12 protein-coding genes are annotated in these 20,752 nt (G+C 35.7%); all 12 read left to right on the forward strand.

Going from position 1 to position 20,752, the window contains the following annotated elements; translation table 11 throughout:
- The first annotated feature begins 10 nt into the window (after positions 1 to 10).
- The 12 genes from LNP04_RS18250 (at position 11) to LNP04_RS18305 (ending at position 20,747) form a co-directional block, all read left to right on the forward strand.
- Positions 11 to 2,500, forward strand: coding sequence for a PIG-L family deacetylase (locus tag LNP04_RS18250; RefSeq protein ID WP_229984304.1), 2,490 nt, complete (start codon positions 11 to 13; stop codon positions 2,498 to 2,500).
- 100 nt (positions 2,501 to 2,600) lie between these two features.
- Complete coding sequence (locus tag LNP04_RS18255) at positions 2,601 to 4,292, forward strand: sodium:solute symporter (RefSeq protein WP_229984305.1); 1,692 nt, start codon at positions 2,601 to 2,603, stop codon at positions 4,290 to 4,292.
- A gap of 33 nt (positions 4,293 to 4,325) precedes the next feature.
- Positions 4,326 to 4,844 carry a DUF2911 domain-containing protein gene (locus tag LNP04_RS18260; RefSeq protein ID WP_229984306.1) on the forward strand — a complete coding sequence of 173 codons (519 nt, stop codon included), beginning with the start codon at positions 4,326 to 4,328 and terminating at the stop codon, positions 4,842 to 4,844.
- A 771-nt stretch (positions 4,845 to 5,615) separates the two neighbouring features.
- On the forward strand, positions 5,616 to 9,521 hold the full coding sequence (locus tag LNP04_RS18265) for a response regulator (RefSeq protein ID WP_229984307.1): 3,906 nt from the start codon (positions 5,616 to 5,618) through the stop codon (positions 9,519 to 9,521).
- Between the two features lie 867 nt (positions 9,522 to 10,388).
- A complete protein-coding gene (locus LNP04_RS18270) occupies positions 10,389 to 10,925 on the forward strand; it encodes a peptidoglycan-binding protein LysM (RefSeq protein WP_229984308.1) in 537 nt (178 codons plus the stop codon).
- Between the two features lie 189 nt (positions 10,926 to 11,114).
- On the forward strand, positions 11,115 to 11,660 hold the full coding sequence (locus LNP04_RS18275) for a peptidoglycan-binding protein LysM (protein WP_229984309.1): 546 nt from the start codon (positions 11,115 to 11,117) through the stop codon (positions 11,658 to 11,660).
- A 495-nt stretch (positions 11,661 to 12,155) separates the two neighbouring features.
- Positions 12,156 to 12,701 (forward strand): peptidoglycan-binding protein LysM, encoded by a 546-nt coding sequence (locus LNP04_RS18280; RefSeq protein ID WP_229984310.1) that lies wholly within the window; start codon positions 12,156 to 12,158, stop codon positions 12,699 to 12,701.
- 287 nt (positions 12,702 to 12,988) lie between these two features.
- Complete coding sequence (locus LNP04_RS18285; RefSeq protein WP_229984311.1) at positions 12,989 to 13,534, forward strand: peptidoglycan-binding protein LysM; 546 nt, start codon at positions 12,989 to 12,991, stop codon at positions 13,532 to 13,534.
- 82 nt (positions 13,535 to 13,616) lie between these two features.
- On the forward strand, positions 13,617 to 14,414 hold the full coding sequence (locus tag LNP04_RS18290; RefSeq protein WP_229984312.1) for an Fn3-like domain-containing protein: 798 nt from the start codon (positions 13,617 to 13,619) through the stop codon (positions 14,412 to 14,414).
- Between the two features lie 9 nt (positions 14,415 to 14,423).
- Positions 14,424 to 17,228 (forward strand): hypothetical protein, encoded by a 2,805-nt coding sequence (locus LNP04_RS18295; protein WP_229984313.1) that lies wholly within the window; start codon positions 14,424 to 14,426, stop codon positions 17,226 to 17,228.
- A gap of 19 nt (positions 17,229 to 17,247) precedes the next feature.
- A complete protein-coding gene (locus LNP04_RS18300; protein ID WP_229984314.1) occupies positions 17,248 to 18,675 on the forward strand; it encodes a hypothetical protein in 1,428 nt (475 codons plus the stop codon).
- A 26-nt stretch (positions 18,676 to 18,701) separates the two neighbouring features.
- Positions 18,702 to 20,747 carry a response regulator gene (locus LNP04_RS18305; RefSeq protein ID WP_229984315.1) on the forward strand — a complete coding sequence of 682 codons (2,046 nt, stop codon included), beginning with the start codon at positions 18,702 to 18,704 and terminating at the stop codon, positions 20,745 to 20,747.
- Positions 20,748 to 20,752 lie beyond the last annotated feature (5 nt).

Genomic DNA, 20,752 nt, shown 5'->3' on the forward strand with positions numbered 1-20,752 from the left:
GCAAATTCAAATGTTCAAACCAGTAATCAGTATTTTTATCTTTTTCTTTTGTACGGCCCAACAGGTTCGTCCTTCAAAATCATCTGAAATTTACCGCGAACTCAAAACGCTTAAACACTTACCTAAAGTTTTATATCTTGCGGCTCATCCCGATGATGAAAATACAGGATTGCTTTCATGGTTAATCAACGACCAAAATGTAGAAACGGGCTACTTATCTTTAACCAGAGGAGATGGTGGTCAAAATTTATTAGGCACAGAACAGGGAGCTGCATTGGGTTTAATCAGAACGCATGAGCTTTTAGAAGCAAGAAAGTTAGATGGGGCTCAACAGTTTTTCACCCGTGCAATTGATTTCGGGTTTTCTAAAAATACGACTGATACTTTTAAACAATGGGACGAAAACAGCATTACTGCGGATGTGGTTTGGGTCATCCGAAAATTCCGTCCGGATATTATCATTTGCCGTTTTCCTCCTACTGCTGCGGCAGGTCACGGACAACATGCGGCTTCGGCTGTGGTTGCGGAAAAAGCTTTTAAGTTGGCAGGCGATAAAACAACTTTTCCAAATCAACTGAAATATGTGAATGTATGGCAACCCAAACGCATATTGTGGAATACTTTCCGATTTGGGAATAATAATACAACATCCGAAAATCAACTGAAAGTGACGGTTGGACAATACGATGCGCAATTGGGAATGGGCTACGGTGAACTGGCTGGATTAAGCAGAAGTTTACATAAAAGTCAGGGTGCAGGAACACAGTCTGTAGCCGGAATTAAAACTGAATATTTTTCCCATGTTGATGGCGAGTCTGCAAAGTCAACACTTTTTGATGGAATCAATAAAACCTGGACAAAAGAAGGAAGCGCTGATATTGACCAATCTTTAGATAAAATTATTGCGAATTTCAATTTCAATAATCCTGAACAGAGCTTGCCTGCTTTGCTTGATTTGCGAAAAAAGGTAATGACGCTAAAAGATTCAGACCTTAAGAAGGATAAAATTAAATCACTCGACAATATTATTCTAAGCTGTGCCGGATTTATGGGCGAAATGGTTACCACTCAGGCTGAAGCGGTTGCCGGCGAAAGTCATAATTTCAGGTTAAATCTGATTTCAAGAGCTGAAAATTCTGTTGTTTTAGAGAATGTAAAATGGCTGAATCAGTCTGAAAACCTGAATAGAAAGCTGTCAAAAGATTCTTTAATTACCATTCAGCATCAAATTCAGATTCCGGCAGATGCAGCACTCACAGAACCTTATTGGTTGGAAAAACCAGCTGTAAATGCGGCAACTTTCTCTGTACTCAATGATACTTTAATCGGTTTGCCTGAAGTGGAATCACCACTGAATGTTGTGCTTGGCTTAAGAATCGGTTCAGAAAAGTTTCAGGTTAAATTGCCTTTATCTTTCAAAAAATTAGATCCTGTTCGTGGCGATGTGGTCGAAGCTTTGCGTATTGTTCCTGCGCTTGAACTGAAATTTACACAACCACTTTATTTAGTCAAAGAAAATGAAGATTTACATTTGAGTTTAAATTTTAAGGTGAATTCCAACAAACAGTTCAACAATGGAAAAGTAAATCTGCTGTATAACGGAGAGCGATTAGGCGGTGGTGATTTAAAATCGATTAACGGAAAAGATTTTACCGTCGATTATGTTATTCCAAAAGCTAAATTGGCCTCCACAAAATCAAATCAGTTGCAATTGGATGCTGATTTTGTTGCAGATGGAATCACTTATAATAAAAAACAGGTATTAATTCAGTATCCGCATTTACCTTCATTACAATATTTTACACCTGCAACAGTCGCAGTGATGAAAGGCGATATTCAGTCTAAAGTTAAAAAGGTGGGTTATGTACAAGGCGCAGGAGATTTCATTCCTGATTTCCTACGAATTGCAGATATTCAGGTAGATGTCCTGAAAGACGAAGATTTTTACGGCAACATAGATGAATCCGGAAATGGTAGTCAAAACAAATTATCACAGTATGATGCTATAGTATTTGGCGTTCGTGCCAATAACACAGAGAAAAAGCTAGGACGTTGGATGCCTTTTTTATGGTCTTATGTAAAAAACGGAGGTAATTTGGTGATGCAATACAACACCAATCAGGACACAACCATTGACCAATTGGGAATGTACAGTTTCAGTATTGCCAATAAACGTGTTACCGAAGAAAATGCTGAGGTTAAGTTTTTAAATCCGAATCATAAATTATTGAACTTTCCCAACAAAATCACTGCGGATGATTTTAAAGGTTGGGTACAGGAGAGAGGAGCATACTTTCCAGACAAATGGGATTCTGCATACGAACCGCTTTTTGAAATGCACGACACGGGTGAAGAGCCTCTGCAGGGGTCAACTTTATATGCGAAATACGGAAAGGGTAATTTTATTTACACACCATTGGCATTTTTCAGACAGTTGCCTGCAGGAAATGTTGGTGCAGCGCGTTTATTTTTAAACTTTTTATCTGCACAGAAAAACTGATGAACAATCAACTTAAAAATTGGAACACCTGGTACATTCTATTAGCAATTGCTTTAGTAGTGCAGATCGCATTTTATTATTTTTTTACTAAATTCTGGAGATGAGCACGATAGATTGGACAGTCCTGATTTTCACACTGGTTGCGGTGGTTATTTACGGCGTTTTCATCGGGCGTGGACAGAAAAGCAACGAATCTTATCTGAAAGCAGACAACAAAATGCCCTGGTACATCGTGTTGATCGGGATTATGGCTACTCAGGCAAGTGCGATTACATTTCTTTCGGCGCCGGGTCAGGCTTATACAGACGGGATGCGTTTCGTTCAGTATTATTTTGGTTTGCCTTTGGCGATGATTGTAATTTGTATAACTTTCATTCCTATTTTTCAGCGCTTAAACGTGTACACCGCCTATGAATATCTGGAAAACCGTTTTGATAAAAAAACAAGGGTACTTACTTCAATGCTTTTTCTTTTTTCCAGAGGTTTATCAACAGGGATCAGTATTTACGCTCCGAGTATCATTTTGTCAAGTGTCTTAAACTGGAATATTTATTTGACAAATGTTTTAACAGGTGGAATTCTGTTGATTTACACCTATATTGGAGGTGCAAAAGCAATTGCTCACACTCAAAAATTACAGTTTCTCATTATTCTGGGAACAATGGCTTTTGCAGGTTATCTGCTTATCCAAAATATGCCGAATGGAATTGGATTTAAAGATGCACTTTATCTTGCAGGGAAATCAGGAAAACTCAATGTCATCACCACAGAATTCGATTGGAAGGATAAATACAATATCTGGAGCGGACTGATTGGTGGTTTTTTTCTGGCACTTTCTTACTTTGGAACGGATCAAAGTCAGGTTGGGAGATATATTACGGCGAAAGACAATACGAATGCAAAAATGGGCTTGCTGTTGAATGGATTAGTTAAAATTCCGATGCAGTTTGCCATTCTTCTGATTGGTGCTTTGCTTTTCGCTTTCTTTTCTTTAAAACCGGCTCCGATTTATTTCAACGAACGCTCTTATCAACATTTAAAGGAAACAAAACCTGAACAGGCTGCGGTTTTTGAAAAAGAACATCAGGATTTGCAGGCAAAATTTAATGCAGAATCAAAAGAAATTTTAAAGCTGAAAGAAACTCAATCTCCTCAACTTACACAGACTATTCAGGATTTTAAAAATACACAAACTCAGGTAAAAGATTTACACGGAAGGGTAGAAGAAGCTATCAATCAATCAAATTTTAATGCAGAGAAAACCGACACGAATTATATTTTCTTGTATTTCGTAAAAAATACTTTGCCTGTAGGAATGATCGGTTTACTTTTTGCGGTCATTTTTCTGGCCAGCTGGGGTTCCATTTCCGCAGCGCTCAATTCACTTGCCGCCTGTTCATTAAAAGATGTTCATTTGATATTCAAAAAAGAAATTCCCGATGATGCAACAGAATTGAAATACAGTCGACTTCATACTTTGGCGTGGGGAATATTCTCCATCGGCGTAGCGATGTTTGCCACTCAGATGGGTTCTCTAATTGAAGCGGTTAATGTATTAGGCTCTCTTTTCTACGGCCCGATATTGGGGATTTTTCTTGTAGCATTTTATTTTAAAAAAATCAACGGGGCAAATGTATTTATTTCTGCAATATTATCAGAAATTACGGTGATTGCCATTTACAATTTCGATATCATTTCTTTCCTTTGGCTTAACGTCATTGGTGCAGTGGCAGTTATTATATTTTCTGCAATCGGGTTATTGTTTTATAAGACGAAAGCAGTAAATTCGTAAGCGAACAAAATAAACATACAAACAAAAAATATTATGAAAACAATGATTAAAACTGTTGCGGTCGCTTTGGCTACAATGACAATTTCATTGAATGCCTTTGCACAGGAAGCTAAAAAACCGGCGAGTCCTGCAATGACTGCTACCGGAAAAATTAAAGATGCAAATATTACCATTGCCTACAGCAGTCCGTCTGTTAAGGGTCGTACAATCTGGGGTGATTTGGTAGCTTATGATAAAGCTTGGCGTGCGGGTGCTAATGAAGCCACTACTTTCGAAACCGATAAGGACATTACTGTTCAGGGTAAAAAATTGCCTGCTGGTAAATACAGCTTTTTCTTAATCCCTAAAAAAAGCGGAACCTGGACAGCAATTTTCAACAAAGAGTCAAAACAATGGGGCGCTTACAAATACGAAGAATCTAAAGATGCTTTACGTGTTGATGTAAAAACTAAGGCTTTGAAAGCGACACAGGAAACTTTAGTTTATAAAGTAAACAGCAATGGATTCACAATGGATTGGGACAAGATCTCAGTTCCTGTAGAGATAAAATAAATTTAGATATAAGAAATTAAAATCCCGTTAATTCGGGATTTTTTGTTTTGAAATTTTATACTGTATCAAAGATTACTATTGAGGGAATTTCAGACTGTTTATTAAAGCTAAGCATTTTATGCTTAAAATGGTAACCACTAAATATCTTGATTATAAAATTTGAATTAAGAGAATTCATGGGTAAAAAAAGAGACAACTAATTTTTATGAAATAATTTTTTTTAGCTTATGATATTGTAGACTTTATTGAAATTTAGCTTTAAAAATGAAAAATAATCTGCATTGGAATAGTAGTAGGTCTTTAGTTGGCAACGCTTGTCTTTTACCAGTAACTGAAGAAATATCCAAATATTTGCTAGAAGATTTACAGCAAATTTTACAATAATTAATTCTTTCTAGTGAAAACAACTTAAATATGTTCCAATACCTTTAATGATGGTTTTGTTTCGTTTGAACCAAAAAGTTATAGGCTTTAACCGTTTGGTTGATAATGAAGATTTAAGAGGAAGAGTGGATTAGCTGCAAGATTTATGAAAAGCTAATTAAACTCCCGAAGAAAGATCATAACTTAAAGATAAAAGAGTGTAAAAATTCTGTCCTAACAAAGATAACAACTCCAGACTTTTTATACTACTAAAAATAAAGAGTTACAATTAAGTGTAAAATAATTTGTAATTTAGGATTTTATTTACATAATCGATTATTAGTTAAAATAATTGAATTTACAAGCCCGAAGAAAACTAATATCATTTCTAAAAGAAGATGCTGCACTATGGATAAATACCCCGTTCCTGATAATGAATATGGACGAATTAATAAGCTCAATTTTTTTGACCTTTTACAGTTGGAGAAAGATCCACAGTTAGATATTTTTGCAGAAACAGCTGCACTTATTGCCGATTGTCCGGCTGCACTTATCGCTATGATGGAAAGTGAAGCACAGGTGATCCAAAGTTGTATAGGCCTTGATTTTGATTCTGTAGACAGAAAAAGTACTTTATGTCAATATACAATTGCAAGTGGGGATGTTGTAATAATCTATGATACCTTAGCAGACAAAAGATCATTCGAAAACCCACTGATATTAGCAGGAGGCATTCGCTTTTATGCAGGAATTCCTCTTATAGATGATGAAGGATTTGCATTGGGAACTTTATGTGTTATCGACTATAAACCTAAAACACTTACAGATAAGCAAATAATTGCCTTGAAAAAAATAGGAAGCGCTGTTACGACTTTATTGACAGGAAAAAGGAACAATATTCAAGCTGAATATTTTCAGAAGACTTTCAATATTTCCAATAATTTAATTTGTGTACTGGATAATAATTTTATTCTTCAGGATGCTAATCCTGCTTTCAAGAAAATTTTTGAGTTTAAAATAAATGCCCCTGATCAGAACTTTTTAAGGATATTGGGTGAAGATAATAGTGAATTGCATCGACTCATAAAAAAACTTCCTAATATTCAGGAGGAAGCTACATTTTCTACTTCCACAAAAATCAGTGATGGCACAGAGATTATAGTAGAGTGGTCTTTAAAACAGAACCAAAACAATTCTGAGATTTTCTGCTTCGGTATCCATATTACCCAACAGATCGAAGAAAAGCAAAAACTTGAAAGTTCAGAGCGCCGCTTCAGAAGTTTTTTTGAAAACGCAATCGGATTAATGAGTATGCATGATATGCAGGGAAATATACTTTCAGTTAATGAAAAAGGAAGGAAAATACTTCAATATTCGGCAGAAGAAGTAAAAAAATTAAATTTAAAAGATCTAGTTCCTGAAAAAAACTGGCCTTTACTTGCAGAATATCTTGAAAGAATCAACACTAATCAGGAAGATCTCGGCACCATGATTCTAAAATCTAAGGAAGGAGAAGAAATGGTTTGGATGTATCATAATCTTGTAGAAACTGATAAAGAAGGAATGCCATATGTGGTAAGTACAGCATTGAATGTTACAGAAAGGATGTCTCTCGAAAAAGATTTGCTGTACACTAAAAAGATGTTAGAACAGACAAGTGCCGTAGCTCAAGTAGGAGGTTGGGAAGTCAATCTTAAGGCAAATACTGTTTTTTGGTCACAGTCTACTAAAGAAATACATAAAGTAGACAAAACGTTTCAGCCTAATTTTGAAAATGCATTAGGATTTTACAGTACAGAAAGCAGAAAAAAAGTAGAATCATTATTTGAAACAGCTGTACAAAAAGGGATACCATATGATGAAGAATTACAGCTCATACGTAATGATGGAGTGATGATATGGGTAAGGGTGAAGGGAATACCTGAATTTGAAGATGAGGTTTGTACAAGAGTATTTGGGATTATTCAGGATATTGATACCTTCAAAAATATATATATCGAACTTGCTACGAAAGAAGCCATGTTACAGTCATTTATAACATACGTTCCTACTGCAGTAGCAATGTTAGATAATGACCTCAACTATCTTTCAGTAAGCAGCAGTTGGAAAAATGAATTTCAGATGCATGATACAGACCTTATCGGAAAAAATATGTTTATCGTTTCGCCCAATGTACCCGATGAAAGAAAGAAAATATATAGAGATGCACTCGGAGGTAAGGCTTACATAAATAGGGACATGGCTTTAGAAGTTCCTCATAAAGAAGGAATACAACATTATAATATTGTGGTAAGCCCTTGGTATTTATCAGATAATGTGGTGGGTGGAGTTATTGTTTCTGCACAAAATATTACGGAGTCTGTAAAAATCAATGAAGAGCTAAAGAATGCAAAACAGATGGCAGATATTGCCAACAAAACTAAGTCTGAATTTTTAGCAAATATGAGTCATGAAATACGAACTCCGCTGAACGGGGTCATCGGATTTTCTGATCTTCTGCTTCAAACTCCTTTAAATGAGATACAAACGCAGTATCTCAATTACATTAATGAATCGGGTGAAAACCTTCTAGCTATTATTAATGACATCCTTGATTTCTCTAAAATTGAATCAGGAAAAATGGAACTTTTGATAGAGAAAGCCAATGTTTATGACATGGTGAGCCAGGTCATCAATGCAGTTCTTTATCAGTCTCAGAAAAAAAACATCGAACTTCTTTTGAATATTGAACCGGGGCTACCTAAAACAATCTGGCTTGATGAAACACGATTGAAGCAGATTTTGATCAACCTTCTTGGGAATGCTGTAAAATTTACAGAACAAGGTGAGATTGAGCTTAAAGTTGAAAAACTGAATGCAGACGATAAAAATATAAAATTGAGATTCTCAGTAAGAGATACAGGAATTGGTATTCCTGTAGAAAAACAGCAGCATATCTTTAACGCTTTCACTCAGGAAAACAGTTCTATCAGCAAGCGTTATGGCGGTACAGGGCTCGGACTTACCATTTCAAATAATATTTTGAAATATATGGGAAGTAATCTTACTTTGGTAAGTGAACTTGAGAAAGGTTCTGTTTTCTATTTTGATATTGAGATTCCTTTTGAAATTTCTGATCAAAGCGAAGATGAAATACTTAAAATCAATAAGGTTCTAATTGTTGACGATAACGAAGCAAATCGGGTTATCCTTCAGCACATGCTTGCTTACAAGAATATTGATTCTAAGCTTGCTGCCAACGGAATGGAAGCTCTTCAGATGCTTTTAGCCGGCGAGCGTTTTGATATTATTCTGGTAGATTACCACATGCCGGTCATATCAGGTTTAGAAACAATTGAAAAAATAAAGCAGCTATTTAATGAACAAAATGAGGCATCGCCTCTCGTTATTCTTCACACATCTTCAGAAGAGCATGATGTTATCAATTCATTCAGAAAGGAAGAAAGTTCCTATTTTCTGCTAAAACCCATTAAATCTGAAGAATTATACAAGATATTACGACGTGCAGTTAAAAGTTCAGAAAAAGAATTGGCTGCCGCTAAACAGGTGCAGAAAGAAAAGCATTTTCCACTAATGACTTCTCCCAACGTTTTGCTTGTTGATGATAATCCTGTTAACATGGTTCTGAATAACAGAATGATGAAATCATTGATACAGGATGCAAAACTGACAGAAGCAACGGATGGTTTGCAGGCTTTAGAACAATGCCGTGATCAGTTTTTTGATATTGTTTTAATGGATGTACAAATGCCTGTAATGGACGGGATTGAAGCTACGAAACAGATTCGTCTGTTGCCGGAATACTCTGTCGTTCCGATTATTGGTATTACCGCAGGAAACGTTGTAGGTGAAAAAGAAAAATGTCTCAGTTCGGGAATGAATGATTTCCTGCCAAAACCTCTTAGACAAAACGATCTTTTAGAAATGCTGAAAAAATATATTGGCACTGGTGTTCAGGAATTATCGGAAGTTCTACCACATCATCATGAAGGATATTTGGATATGAATCTTCTGAACGAGCAGATGGGAGACGATGATGATTTTAAAGTAATATTTTTAAATTTAGTGATACAGGAGCTTGATCAAGCTAAAGAAAATATAAAATCGGCGGTGAAACAAAAAAATACCGAAGAGCTAAAGAAAATTCTTCATAAGCTGAGAGGAACTGCCGGAACTGCCGGCTTAATCAAATTAACGGAACAAACTTCCAATTGGGAGAAACTCATTGAAGAAAACATGAATTATACTGCTTTGGAGCAAGAATTAGTACATGAAACAACAGTAGGATTACAATTGATAAAAGATTTAGTATAAATAAATAATAAGACTATGGTAATTCTAATCGCTAAAGACGACGAACTTATTCTAAAAACAAAGCCAATGATTATGCATCAAAAGGCGATTACGAAAGTTTTTTAGCGTACTGCACCTCTGACACCAAATGCCTATTTGTAGGAGAGCGTGTCCTAAATGGAAAAGAAGAAGTTTGCTTTTAAAAATTTTAATTTCTAATTTTCGTACTCAACGTGATCAAGTTATCAGAGATGCTTATTACAGGAAGAGAAATGAGATCCTTACAAACAAAGATGTTCGTAAACTTCAACAAATGGCTGGTTCATAATAAAGAAGCTATTCCTTTCAAAGATTATCAGAGTAGATCAATGTTTTTTTTAGACTAAGGAACTGATAAAGCGAAGACTTTAAGAGGAGATTATATTCTTGATGGAATTAAATTTTCAATGTCAATTCTAAGTAAAGTTTCCAAAAAAGCAGAAATAGTTGCATTGATACATATTCTCCTACAATTAAATATCCTGCTAAGTAGGATGAGTTTCTTAGAAAATTATTTGTAGTTATCCTATATTTAAGGAGCAAATACAAATTACCCTTAGGATTTTAAATGAATCTCCTCTTTCGTTAATTGGGCTATATTATATTAAACTTAAGCGATCCTTTTCTTGTTCTATTTTCCTACTAATGAAAAATTTACACCAGATATTTCAGCAAATTCTTGCTGTTTAAAATTGGTGCGGATGGTGAAATATTTATTGCTGAAAAAATTACAACAAAGCATTTGGTTATTTCAAATAATGGTATTAGATTTGAATTAACCAAGTATCACAGAACTATTAAATTAGAATAACAGCATTTATTTTACACCAACTTTAAATTTATTCTATTATGAAAAAACAAATCTTCATCGCCATGCTATCTCTGGTAGCAGTAGGAACTCATCAGGTTCAGGCACAACATTCAGACCATGTGGGTACATCAGTCAATATTAATTTAGCAGATATTATTTCAATCGACGAAGGAAGTGTTGCTTCAGGAGGCGCTGTAGATTTTAATTATGTGAATACAACAGATTATAATTCTTCAAAAAGTGTAACGATTCCCAATAGTTTAGTCATAAATTCCTCCAAAAATTTCGATGTAAAAATAAAATCTGAGGGCGCAAATTTTGTAAGTGGCGCAAATATTATTCCTGTAGATGTATTACAGGTAAAAGCGATATCAGGTGGAAGTTTAATGGGAACTATGAATGAGGTAACTTTATCTACAAATGATCAGGTGATTGTAAGTAACGCAAGTTTAGGTTCAAAACAAATTTTAAATATTGCTTATTCTATTTCGGCAGAAAAAGCATCAAAGGTTCTTCTAGGAAAACCAAAAGGAACATATACGCAAACAGTAACTTATACTGCTACTGCATTGTAATTAAAACGAATAATTTATTTATAAAAGCCCTCAACATTTACATGTTGAGGGCTTTTCGTTGAAATAAACCGTGTAGTTATTTTACTACACGAACTTCCATTTTCAACTACAAAGAAACTTTTATCGCCGCCGTAGATTTGTAGTGTTCAAAAGATAACAATTAAACAAAAAAAATTAAATATTACGATCATGACAAAACAATTTGCAATCGCAGCCTTAACTATTGGAGCAATCATATTAGGAACTAACAATATTCAGGCTCAAAATACAACTGCAACAACAACCGTAAACATTACCCTGAACGATGTGATCTCCATCGACGCCGGAAGTACTGCAATTGGAAATACCGTTGACTTTAACTATGCTACTGCAGCAGACTATAACTCTGATCAAACGATTACTAAGGCCAACTCTTTGAAAGTTACTTCAACGAAGAACTTTAATGTAAAAGTAAAAGCAGGGGGTGCTAATTTCATGAATGGAGTTAACTTAATCCCTGTAAATGTTTTAACAATCAAAGCAGCTGCAGCTGCGGGAACAATGGGCGGAACAAAAAGCGCTGTAGTTTTATCTGCGACTGATCAAACTTTAGTTACAAATGCTCCACTAGGAAGTGCATTAACACTGAATTTGGACTACACGATTCCAGCGGCAAAATCATCATCTTCTGATATTTTAGGTAAACCGGCCGGAACTTATACACAGACAGTAACTTATACTGCAACAGCTTTATAAGTAAATTTTTTTCATATTAATATTTTGTGATTTGGTGTTTCGAAGGCTTCCTACAGGAAGCCTTTGATTTTGTATGTAGTGATAGCGATATAGAGAAAATTCAAAATCCGGGAATAAGTATCTATCAGCTAAGGTAGAATCTATGTTTTTGGAAATTTAAACCTAATTAATACATCACACTAAACATTCAGTAAATTTCTTAAGCCGTTTTATATCTTTTTTAAAGTTATCAAATCTCAAAAAACGATGATAGCAAATTTACCAACCTATAATTTTTTTTGTGAAAACTTAAAGAAAAATTATACGCAAACAGTTACGTATACTGCGACTGCTTTACAAAAAAACACAACACTTATATATTTAAACCAAATGAATAAACCGTGTAGTTATTATACTACATGAACTTCCATTTTCAACTACAAAGAAACTTTTATCGCCGCCGTAGATTTGTAGTGTTCAAAAGAAACAATTAAATAAAAATTAAATATTACTATCATGACAAAACAATTTGCAATCGCAGCCTTAACTATTGGAGCAATCGTATTAGGAACTAACAATGTTCAGGCTCAAAATACAACTGCAACAACAACCGTAAACATTACCCTGAACGATGTGATCTCTATCGACGCCGGAAGTACTGCAATTGGAAATACGGTTGACTTCAACTATGTTACTGCGGCAGACTATAACTCTGATCAAACGATTACTAAAGCTAACTCTTTGAAAGTTACCTCAACGAAGAACTTTAATGTAAAAGTAAAAGCAGGTGGTGCTAATTTCATGAATGGAGTTAACTTAATCCCTGTAAATGTTTTGACCATCAAAGCAGCTGCAGCTGCGGGAACAATGGGCGGAACAAAAAGCGCTGTAGTTTTATCTGCGACTGATCAAACTTTAGTTACAAATGCTCCACTAGGAAGTGCATTAACGTTGAATTTGGATTACACGATTCCTGCAGCGAAATCATCTTCAGCCGACATTTTAGGTAAACCAGCCGGAACTTATACGCAAACAGTAACTTATACTGCAACAGCTTTATAATATTTTTTTTCATATTAATATTTGTGATTTGGTGTTTCGAAGGCTTCCTACAGGAGGCCTTTGATTTTGTGTGTATTTAATATTACGATAGCTTTATAATAGAAATAACAGCAATTTATAGAAAAGCCCTCAACACTTAGAAAGTGTTGAGGGCTTTTCCATTAACTAATACGTGTAGTTATTTTACTACATGAACTTCCATTTTCCACTACAAAGAAACTTTTATCGCCGCCGTAGATTTGTAGTGTTCAAAAGAAACAATTAAATAAAAATTAAATATTACTATCATGACAAAACAATTCGCAATCGCAGCCTTAACTATTGGAGCAATCGTATTAGGAACTAACAATGTTCAGGCTCAAAATACAACCGCAACAACAACCGTGAACATTACCCTGAACGATGTGATCTCTATCGATGCCGGAAGTACTGCAATTGGTAATACGGTTGACTTCAACTACGTTACTGCGGCAGACTATAACTCTGATCAAACAATTACTAAAGCCAACTCTTTGAAAGTTACTTCAACGAAGAACTTTAACGTTAAAGTAAAAGCAGGGGGTGCTAATTTCATGAATGGAACCAACTTAATCCCTGTAGATGTTTTAACAATCAAAGCTGCTGCGGCTGCCGGAACAATGGGCGGAACAAAAAGCGCTGTAGTTTTATCTGCAACTGACCAAACTTTAGTTGCAAATGCTCCACTTGGAAGTGCATTAACCTTGAATTTGGACTACACAATCCCTGCAGCGCAATCATCTTCTAATAAAATTTTAGGTAAGCCAGCCGGAACTTATACACAGACAGTAACTTATACTGCAACTGCTTTATAATAAATTTTTTTAGTTTGTAAAGGTTCCTTTAGTTACGTTTTCAGTAGTTTTGGGAATCTTTTATTTTTAAACAATTTACACCATGCGCAAGTTTATTTACCTTTTCATTTTCTTTATCCTCACAGGGTCTTCTTCACTTCTGGCACAAAGTATCTCTATGTCGCCTACACGCTTGTTTTTCACTGGTAATCCGGGAGAAAAAGTGACACAGACAGTCACGCTTCAAAACAGTTCGGAAAAAGATTATGTTTTTAATCTCAACTATAAAGATTGGGTTAGAGAAGAAGACGGAAATAAGGTTTATCTTGATGCAGGCAGTTCAAAAACTTCCAATGCCTCTTGGGTGTCCACCTTAGAAAACTCTGTAACAGTTCCAGCGAAAAGTACAAAGGAGATTTTAGTAACCATGCAGATTCCGGCAAACGCATCAAAGTCTGTTACAAACAGCATGTTATTTTTTACCCAACTTCCTCAGCAGGCAGATCAGGCTCGTATTCAGAACGGGATTGGTATTATTACCTTATTTGAGGTTGGACTTCATATCTTTTATACACCGTCTGGAAACCAGACAAAAAGTTTGGATATTACCAATATATCAGAGGCGAGTAATGAGAATGCAGCAAACAGAAAAGTCGCAGTAAGCATCCATAACGATGGAAATACCATCAATGATGCCACCGTTGAGTTTGAACTGACCAATACAGACAGTGGTAAAGAAATAAAATTACCCGCAATTGCCATCTCCATGCTTCCCAATACCAATCAGGTAGTTCAATTTTCTTTACCAGAGAATATTTCAGGGAACTTTCTTGGCGTGGCTATTATCAAAATGGCAGGATCCAATGATTTACGCATAGGCGAAAAAAACTTTAAATTTTAAAATTAAGTCTTGAAACCACAAAAAAGTATATCGATATCAATCCTAAGAAGAACAATCTTATTTTTTGCATTTGTTCTTCTGCACTTTTCGCTAGCCTTTGCGCAGGAAAAGAAGGATATCGAAATCCGTTTTGAAAATGAAAGTATAGCTGTTGAAAAGGGTTCTACTTTTACTAATTTCCTGGTCATTGAAAATAAAGGTTCTGAGGAAATTACCATTCAGAATATCATGCCTTCGGAAAATTATCCGGGTTTACTTTTCTATCCCAAAAATGGCTTTACTTTAGGTGTCGGTCAGTCTAAAAATCTTCCTGTGAAACTGATCGCCAATATGGATTTTATGAAACTGAGATCCAATGAGATCAAATTTCAGGTTTCATACACCATCACAACGATCACCAGAACTGAAAGTGCCTCGTTCTTTGTTGAAAAAGACGAGAACAAAAACATCGCAATTTACACGGCAGCATACGAAAATTTCATTAATCCTTCTGCGCCTGACTCCTCAATTCTGCTGACTGTAGAAAACCAAGGCTACAGTAAAAGAACCGTTAAGATTGATTTGCAATCCATTCCTGATGGTTTGGAAATGATGGCAAAACAACAAACCGTATCTCTGGAAGGTTTAGAAAAACAAACAGTTGAGATCAAAATTGTGGTCAGAAAACAGAATACGCTTTTTCCGGAATTTAATATTAATGCAACCGCCACAGACCTGATTAGTAACGAAATCGTGGGAAGCAACACGCTCCACTTAGTCATTTTATCGAACAACAGACAAATTGCCCGAGGAAACGAAGCGGTGAGTGGAAGTAATTTTGCGGAACTTAGTTATAACGAAAACAGTTCGGGATTCAATTTTCTTCAATTAAGAGGAAATACAGCGTTTCGAGTGACTGAAAATTTGAAATCACGCTTTAATATAGGTGCAGATTATTATCATGAAGATGGCCTCTATAACCTATATGATACCTGGTTGGAATTAGAGAGAAAAAATACGGTATTACGGGTAGGAAATGTTAATAGTAACGATTACGATTACCCGGTTTTCGGGAGAGGTGGTAAAGTTTCTACCAAATTTGGTGATAATAATCAGATTGAAATTCTTGCGCTGGAAAATAATTACAACCTTTCTGGCACTTATTTCCAACAAACACAAGGATCTACCATGGTAGGTGCAAAATATGGTTTTGGGAATTCTAAATCATTCAACGGAAAAGTATCCTATCTATTCGACCATGATCCGCGGTTTAATGTGGATATACAGGTTACGAATGCAGTATCATCATTTTTAATTAACGATAAACATACAATCCGCACTGAGGCAGGTTTGAGCCACGAAAAAGGTCTTTCGAACAAAGATGAAAACGTAGGAGCTACAATGGGAGCCAACTACGATGGCAAAATGGGCAAATGGGATATACAATCTGTTAATACCTTTGCCACCAGTAGTTATGCAGGGATCAAAAGGGGATCTTTTTTCTCAAATCAACGTATCGGTCACCAATTTTCTGCTTCACAGCGTGCTTTTATACAATATCAGAATTCGCAGGTAGATCCTGAGTTCCTGAGTTTTCAGAATGCACCTATCCAAACTGGGAATACCGCTAATTTACGTTATTATTTCAACAGTACAGAATCTTTGGGATCAGGTTACCAGTTTTCTTCAAAGAAATGGAATTTCCTATTATCTCCAAAGGTAGAGAGGCAAAAAACAGCCAATTTTTACACATCGCAGGAACTTTTCTCTTACCGGATGGAGGCGAACATAAGCACCACATTGGGTGCTCATGGATTGAATTGGTCGGCGGAATATTCTTATTCAAAAGATAAAAATAAAGCCGATTGGTTCAACAGTCTGAAAACAACATTGTCTTACAGGTATAAATCCTTCTCCCTCAACGGAACAGCCCAATGGAACGCAATCACTGTTTTTGATTTAAATTCTTATTACGATGTAGACCGTAATTTCGCCAACTACAATGTATATGCCGCCTATAATTTCCAGATGCTTGGTAATAATCTGATTGGATCTTTTTCAGCCGGAACTTTCTATTCAGAACTTTACAAAAACTTAAACACCAATGTAAGTGGTAATCTGGAATATAAGATTTCGCCTTCTTGGTCTAGCACAGGTTATTTTAATCTTTCAGGATATAAATCTACGGCGGAATATGCAAGCAGTGGAAGTTATTACCAGTTCAGAGTGGGAATTAAAAAATACTTTACTGCAGCAACAGCTCTTGGAAATCATAAAGTAACATTTCAGTTATTTGAAGATAAAAACTTCAATGGACTTCTGGAAGCGGGTGAATCTGTTCTTTCAAATGAAATAGTGAAACTGGACAATTTTGTTGCACTGACAGATAAAAACGGAAAAGTAGTTTTTCAGAATGTGCCTGAAGGTATTTACACGCTGAAGGTAAACGAAAGTGCGGGTGCAAGATTGATGATGGATCCTGTATTTATGATAGATAAAAATATCAACCGCAAGGTGGGGCTGGTAAAAAACATCAGAGTAAGTGGAAAATTAACAGAGATTAAACAAACCTACGATGTTTTGGAAACGGATGTAACCGGAATAGTGGTGTATGCAAAAGGTGAAGACGGCGTGATCTATACCGCTGTGGTTAACCAAAAAAATGAGTTTGAGTTTTTCCTGAAAGGTGGAAAATACAACCTTTATATTGAAAATGACAAATACAGCTATACACAACCCAACCAAACTATTCAGGTGACAAAAGAAGGTTACTCAGCAACCGTTATTTTTGAATATAAGAAGAAAGACACAACCATTAAGGTGAAAAAGTTTTAAATTTAGAGATATGAAAACGATGAGGTTTTTTTTAATAGGAATTTTTACCGTGTTCTGCGGATCAACAGTCGCGAAAGCTCAGGATATTTATTTGTCTGTTCCTGAAAATAATATTTTTAACAGGGTAGAATTTACATCAGTACCTACAAGGTTAATGACAAACGCCAATAGAACAAACTGGGATTATACCTTTTTTGGATTAGCGCCAGTAGCTCCAACATTTACCTCTACGTCCGGACCAACTTTCACTCACTCTTCATCATCATTTACTTTACCCAGCTCTACTCTTCTGTGGCAATTAGAAAGTATGGGCGGGCAGCTTCCATCTACCGGATTTTCAGGTTCTTTACCCGGTTTTCAGTCGTTCAGCACAAGTGCTCTAAGATGGTTTGAACCGCCCGGGTCTATTATTTTCGGAGGCGGATTCAACAAGGGAAATATCAATTTTACGTTTAAAATACCAGCTGCTCAGTTTGCTGCCAATGCCTACCGAGCCGGGAATTATTCCATGGATATCAGTCAAAATTATAATGATTTCACGCCACGTAATTTTAAAACGATTTTAGTCATTCCTTCATCTATCAGATGGCTCACATCATCTTTAACAAAATACATAGAAATATCTTCTTTGAATGACTATCGAAGTGCAAGTACGCGGGTATGGGATTTAGGAAATACGGAAATTGCGCATACGGTCGATTTTAATTTTTGGGCGAAAGCTGCTTCCAACACTGTTCAATTCACATCTTCTAAAGGTGTTCCGGGGACCAGAAATATAGCCAGCATTAAATTGGGCAGCAATGGACCTGCTCTCACGACCAAAGCTCTATCAGCCAGTTTTCAGAATTTTTCAGCTGGTAATTTAAATGTTGTAGCAGGAAACAGAAACAGCTTCATCCCAGAGCTTTACGTATCTGCAGATGATTTTAAGAACAATTTTTTTGAAGCCGGAACTTATACATTTGAATTGAACCTCAATGCCAGGAGTACAGATAATTCAATTAACAGCCTTCAAAATACTGCTGTTCAGTTAAAGGTGCTTCCTAGGTCAGAGATCACCATCCCCAGCTCAGGGCGAAATGTAAACTTCAATTTTAATACAGCTGCCCATTACACCAATGGTCAGACACAAATAATTCCAAACCAAATTATATTGTCTAATAATGAGAGTTTTGAACTGTATGTAAAATCAGACGAAAATTATTTCAAAAAAGGAGGTGTCCAGACGAATATCAATTCCAACATCTTACAAATTGGCGTTGATGGAAGTTCTGTAAATGCTCCTTTATCCAAAACTCCCCAAAAAATACTTTTTAACGGAACACCGGTTTTGGACAGGGAACTGGACGTAAGATACACCATACCACCTGCGGGTGCACAAAGTTTGGTAGGCAAGGAAAATACGACTTACTCAATCAATGTTTATTATAGCTTTACGGCAATTTAACAATACTTTCTAAAAAAACTCTTCCTATGAATCACTTTGATAGCAATAATCAATCGTCGGATCAGCGAGATATTGATAAATTAAAGACATTCGAAAAAAAATATGCTGATGCTTTTGATTTCTTAGTGTTCGCAGCTGCTAAGATGACCAACATGGAACTTTGTACCATGAGTATTAGCTCGGAAGAGCAAGTTTATATAATCGCTTCCAGTGATGCTTCCCCTAATCAGATTTATCCTCAGAATCCTCACTTTCTTTTGGATGATCAGACTTCGATTTATGAGTTTAAAAACTCGGAATTTAAATTTCATAGAAGTTATCTCATCCCTTGTCTTGAGGACAATCTTATCGTTCATTTAAATTTATTTGACAGGAAAGAGAAAAATTTAGATAAAGCAGAGAAAGAGATTGTCAATAAGATACTGAATCAAGCGTCAAAATGGTATTTGGCTAATGCAGTGGATATTACCGAAAGAATAAAGATGGAGAATGAAATCTTAGCGGCAAAAGAATTAGCAGAAAAAGCTTATGTTTTGAAATCGGAGTTCGTTGCCAATATGAGCCATGAGATTAGAACTCCGTTAAATGGTATTATCGGCTTTACAGAGCTGGCTTTAGAAACCAATCTCGACGAAACACAAAGGCAGTATTTAGAAATTATCAATCAATCCGGAGTGTCCTTGTACAGCATAATCAACGATATTCTTGATTTTTCAAAATTAGAGAAGCAAAAACTTCAGTTAAACCTTGATAAAGTAGAGATCGAAGAACTGGTTTCAGAAGCCTTCAATATTGTTTCGTACGGTAATAATAAAAAGCACTTAGAAATGCTTATCGATATTGACGATACCATTCCTAGATATATCTGGACTGATGAGATGCGCTTAAAACGGGTTTTGGTTAATCTTTTGAGCAATGCTTTAAAATTTACCGAAGAAGGCGAAATTGTATTATATGTTAAAGTTTTAAATGACTTAGGAGAAGGAAAAAAACTCATCCGATTTGGGGTTCGCGATACAGGTATCGGAATTGATAAGGATAAACAGGCAGAAATTTTCGATGCATTTTCTCAGGAAGATGGCGGTATTACTAAAAGATATGGAGGCACTGGTCTAGGATTAAGAATTTCGAACCAAATCTTGGCACTTGCCGGAAGTACAATAAAATTAGAAAGTGAACAAGGAAAGGGTAGTGATTTTTTCTTTGATATTCAATTTGATACTCAGGAAGAGGAATATGATTTAAGCTTAACCGATATTAAGAAAGTTTTGATTGTGGACGATAATGAAAACAATCGGAAAATCCTGAAAAGAATGTTGGAAAGAAAAAATATCGAAGTTGAGGAATGCGATAGTGGGCTGAAAGCTTTGCTTTTAATAATGGACAAGCCACAATTCGATGTGATAATTATGGATTATCATATGCCGATTATGGATGGAATTGAAACTATCAGAAAAATGAGAAATGTTTTTCCGGAAACTGATCATCCAGCACCTTACATTGTTTTGTACAGTTCATCCGATGATAGTAATTTACAGGATGCATGTGACGAATTGGAAATAGAAAATAGGCTTGTAAAACCGATTCGAATGAAACAGATGTATCAGGTTTTGTCTACCTTAAAGAATTCTGAAAGTAAAAAATTAGATAAAATAAAAAATGTCGCAACGGAAGGTAGTAAACACGATATAAAAATCTTAATTGCTGAAGATAATGCGATCAACCTACTTCTTACCAAAACTTATTTAAAGGAAATTCTTCCTCAAGCTTTGATCATCGATGCAAAAGATGGAGCTGAAGCAGTAGAAAAATATCAGAAAGAAAGTCCTGATCTTATTTTAATGGATATTCAAATGCCCCAACTTAATGGCATTGAAGCCACCCGAAAGATAAGATCAATGGAAAGCAATATTGAAATCCCTATTATTGCGTTAACGGCTGGCAGTCTTCCCGGAGAAAAAGAAAAATGTTTTCAAGCCGGAATGTCTGACTTTTTAACCAAACCTTTATTAAAAAAAACTCTCTCTGATATGATTAAAAAATGGTCAGGAATAGGAATGAAGGGGAAATAATTAGA

It is taken from the genome of Chryseobacterium sp. C-71 (assembly GCF_020911865.1).
In the GTDB taxonomy this organism is placed as follows: domain Bacteria; phylum Bacteroidota; class Bacteroidia; order Flavobacteriales; family Weeksellaceae; genus Chryseobacterium.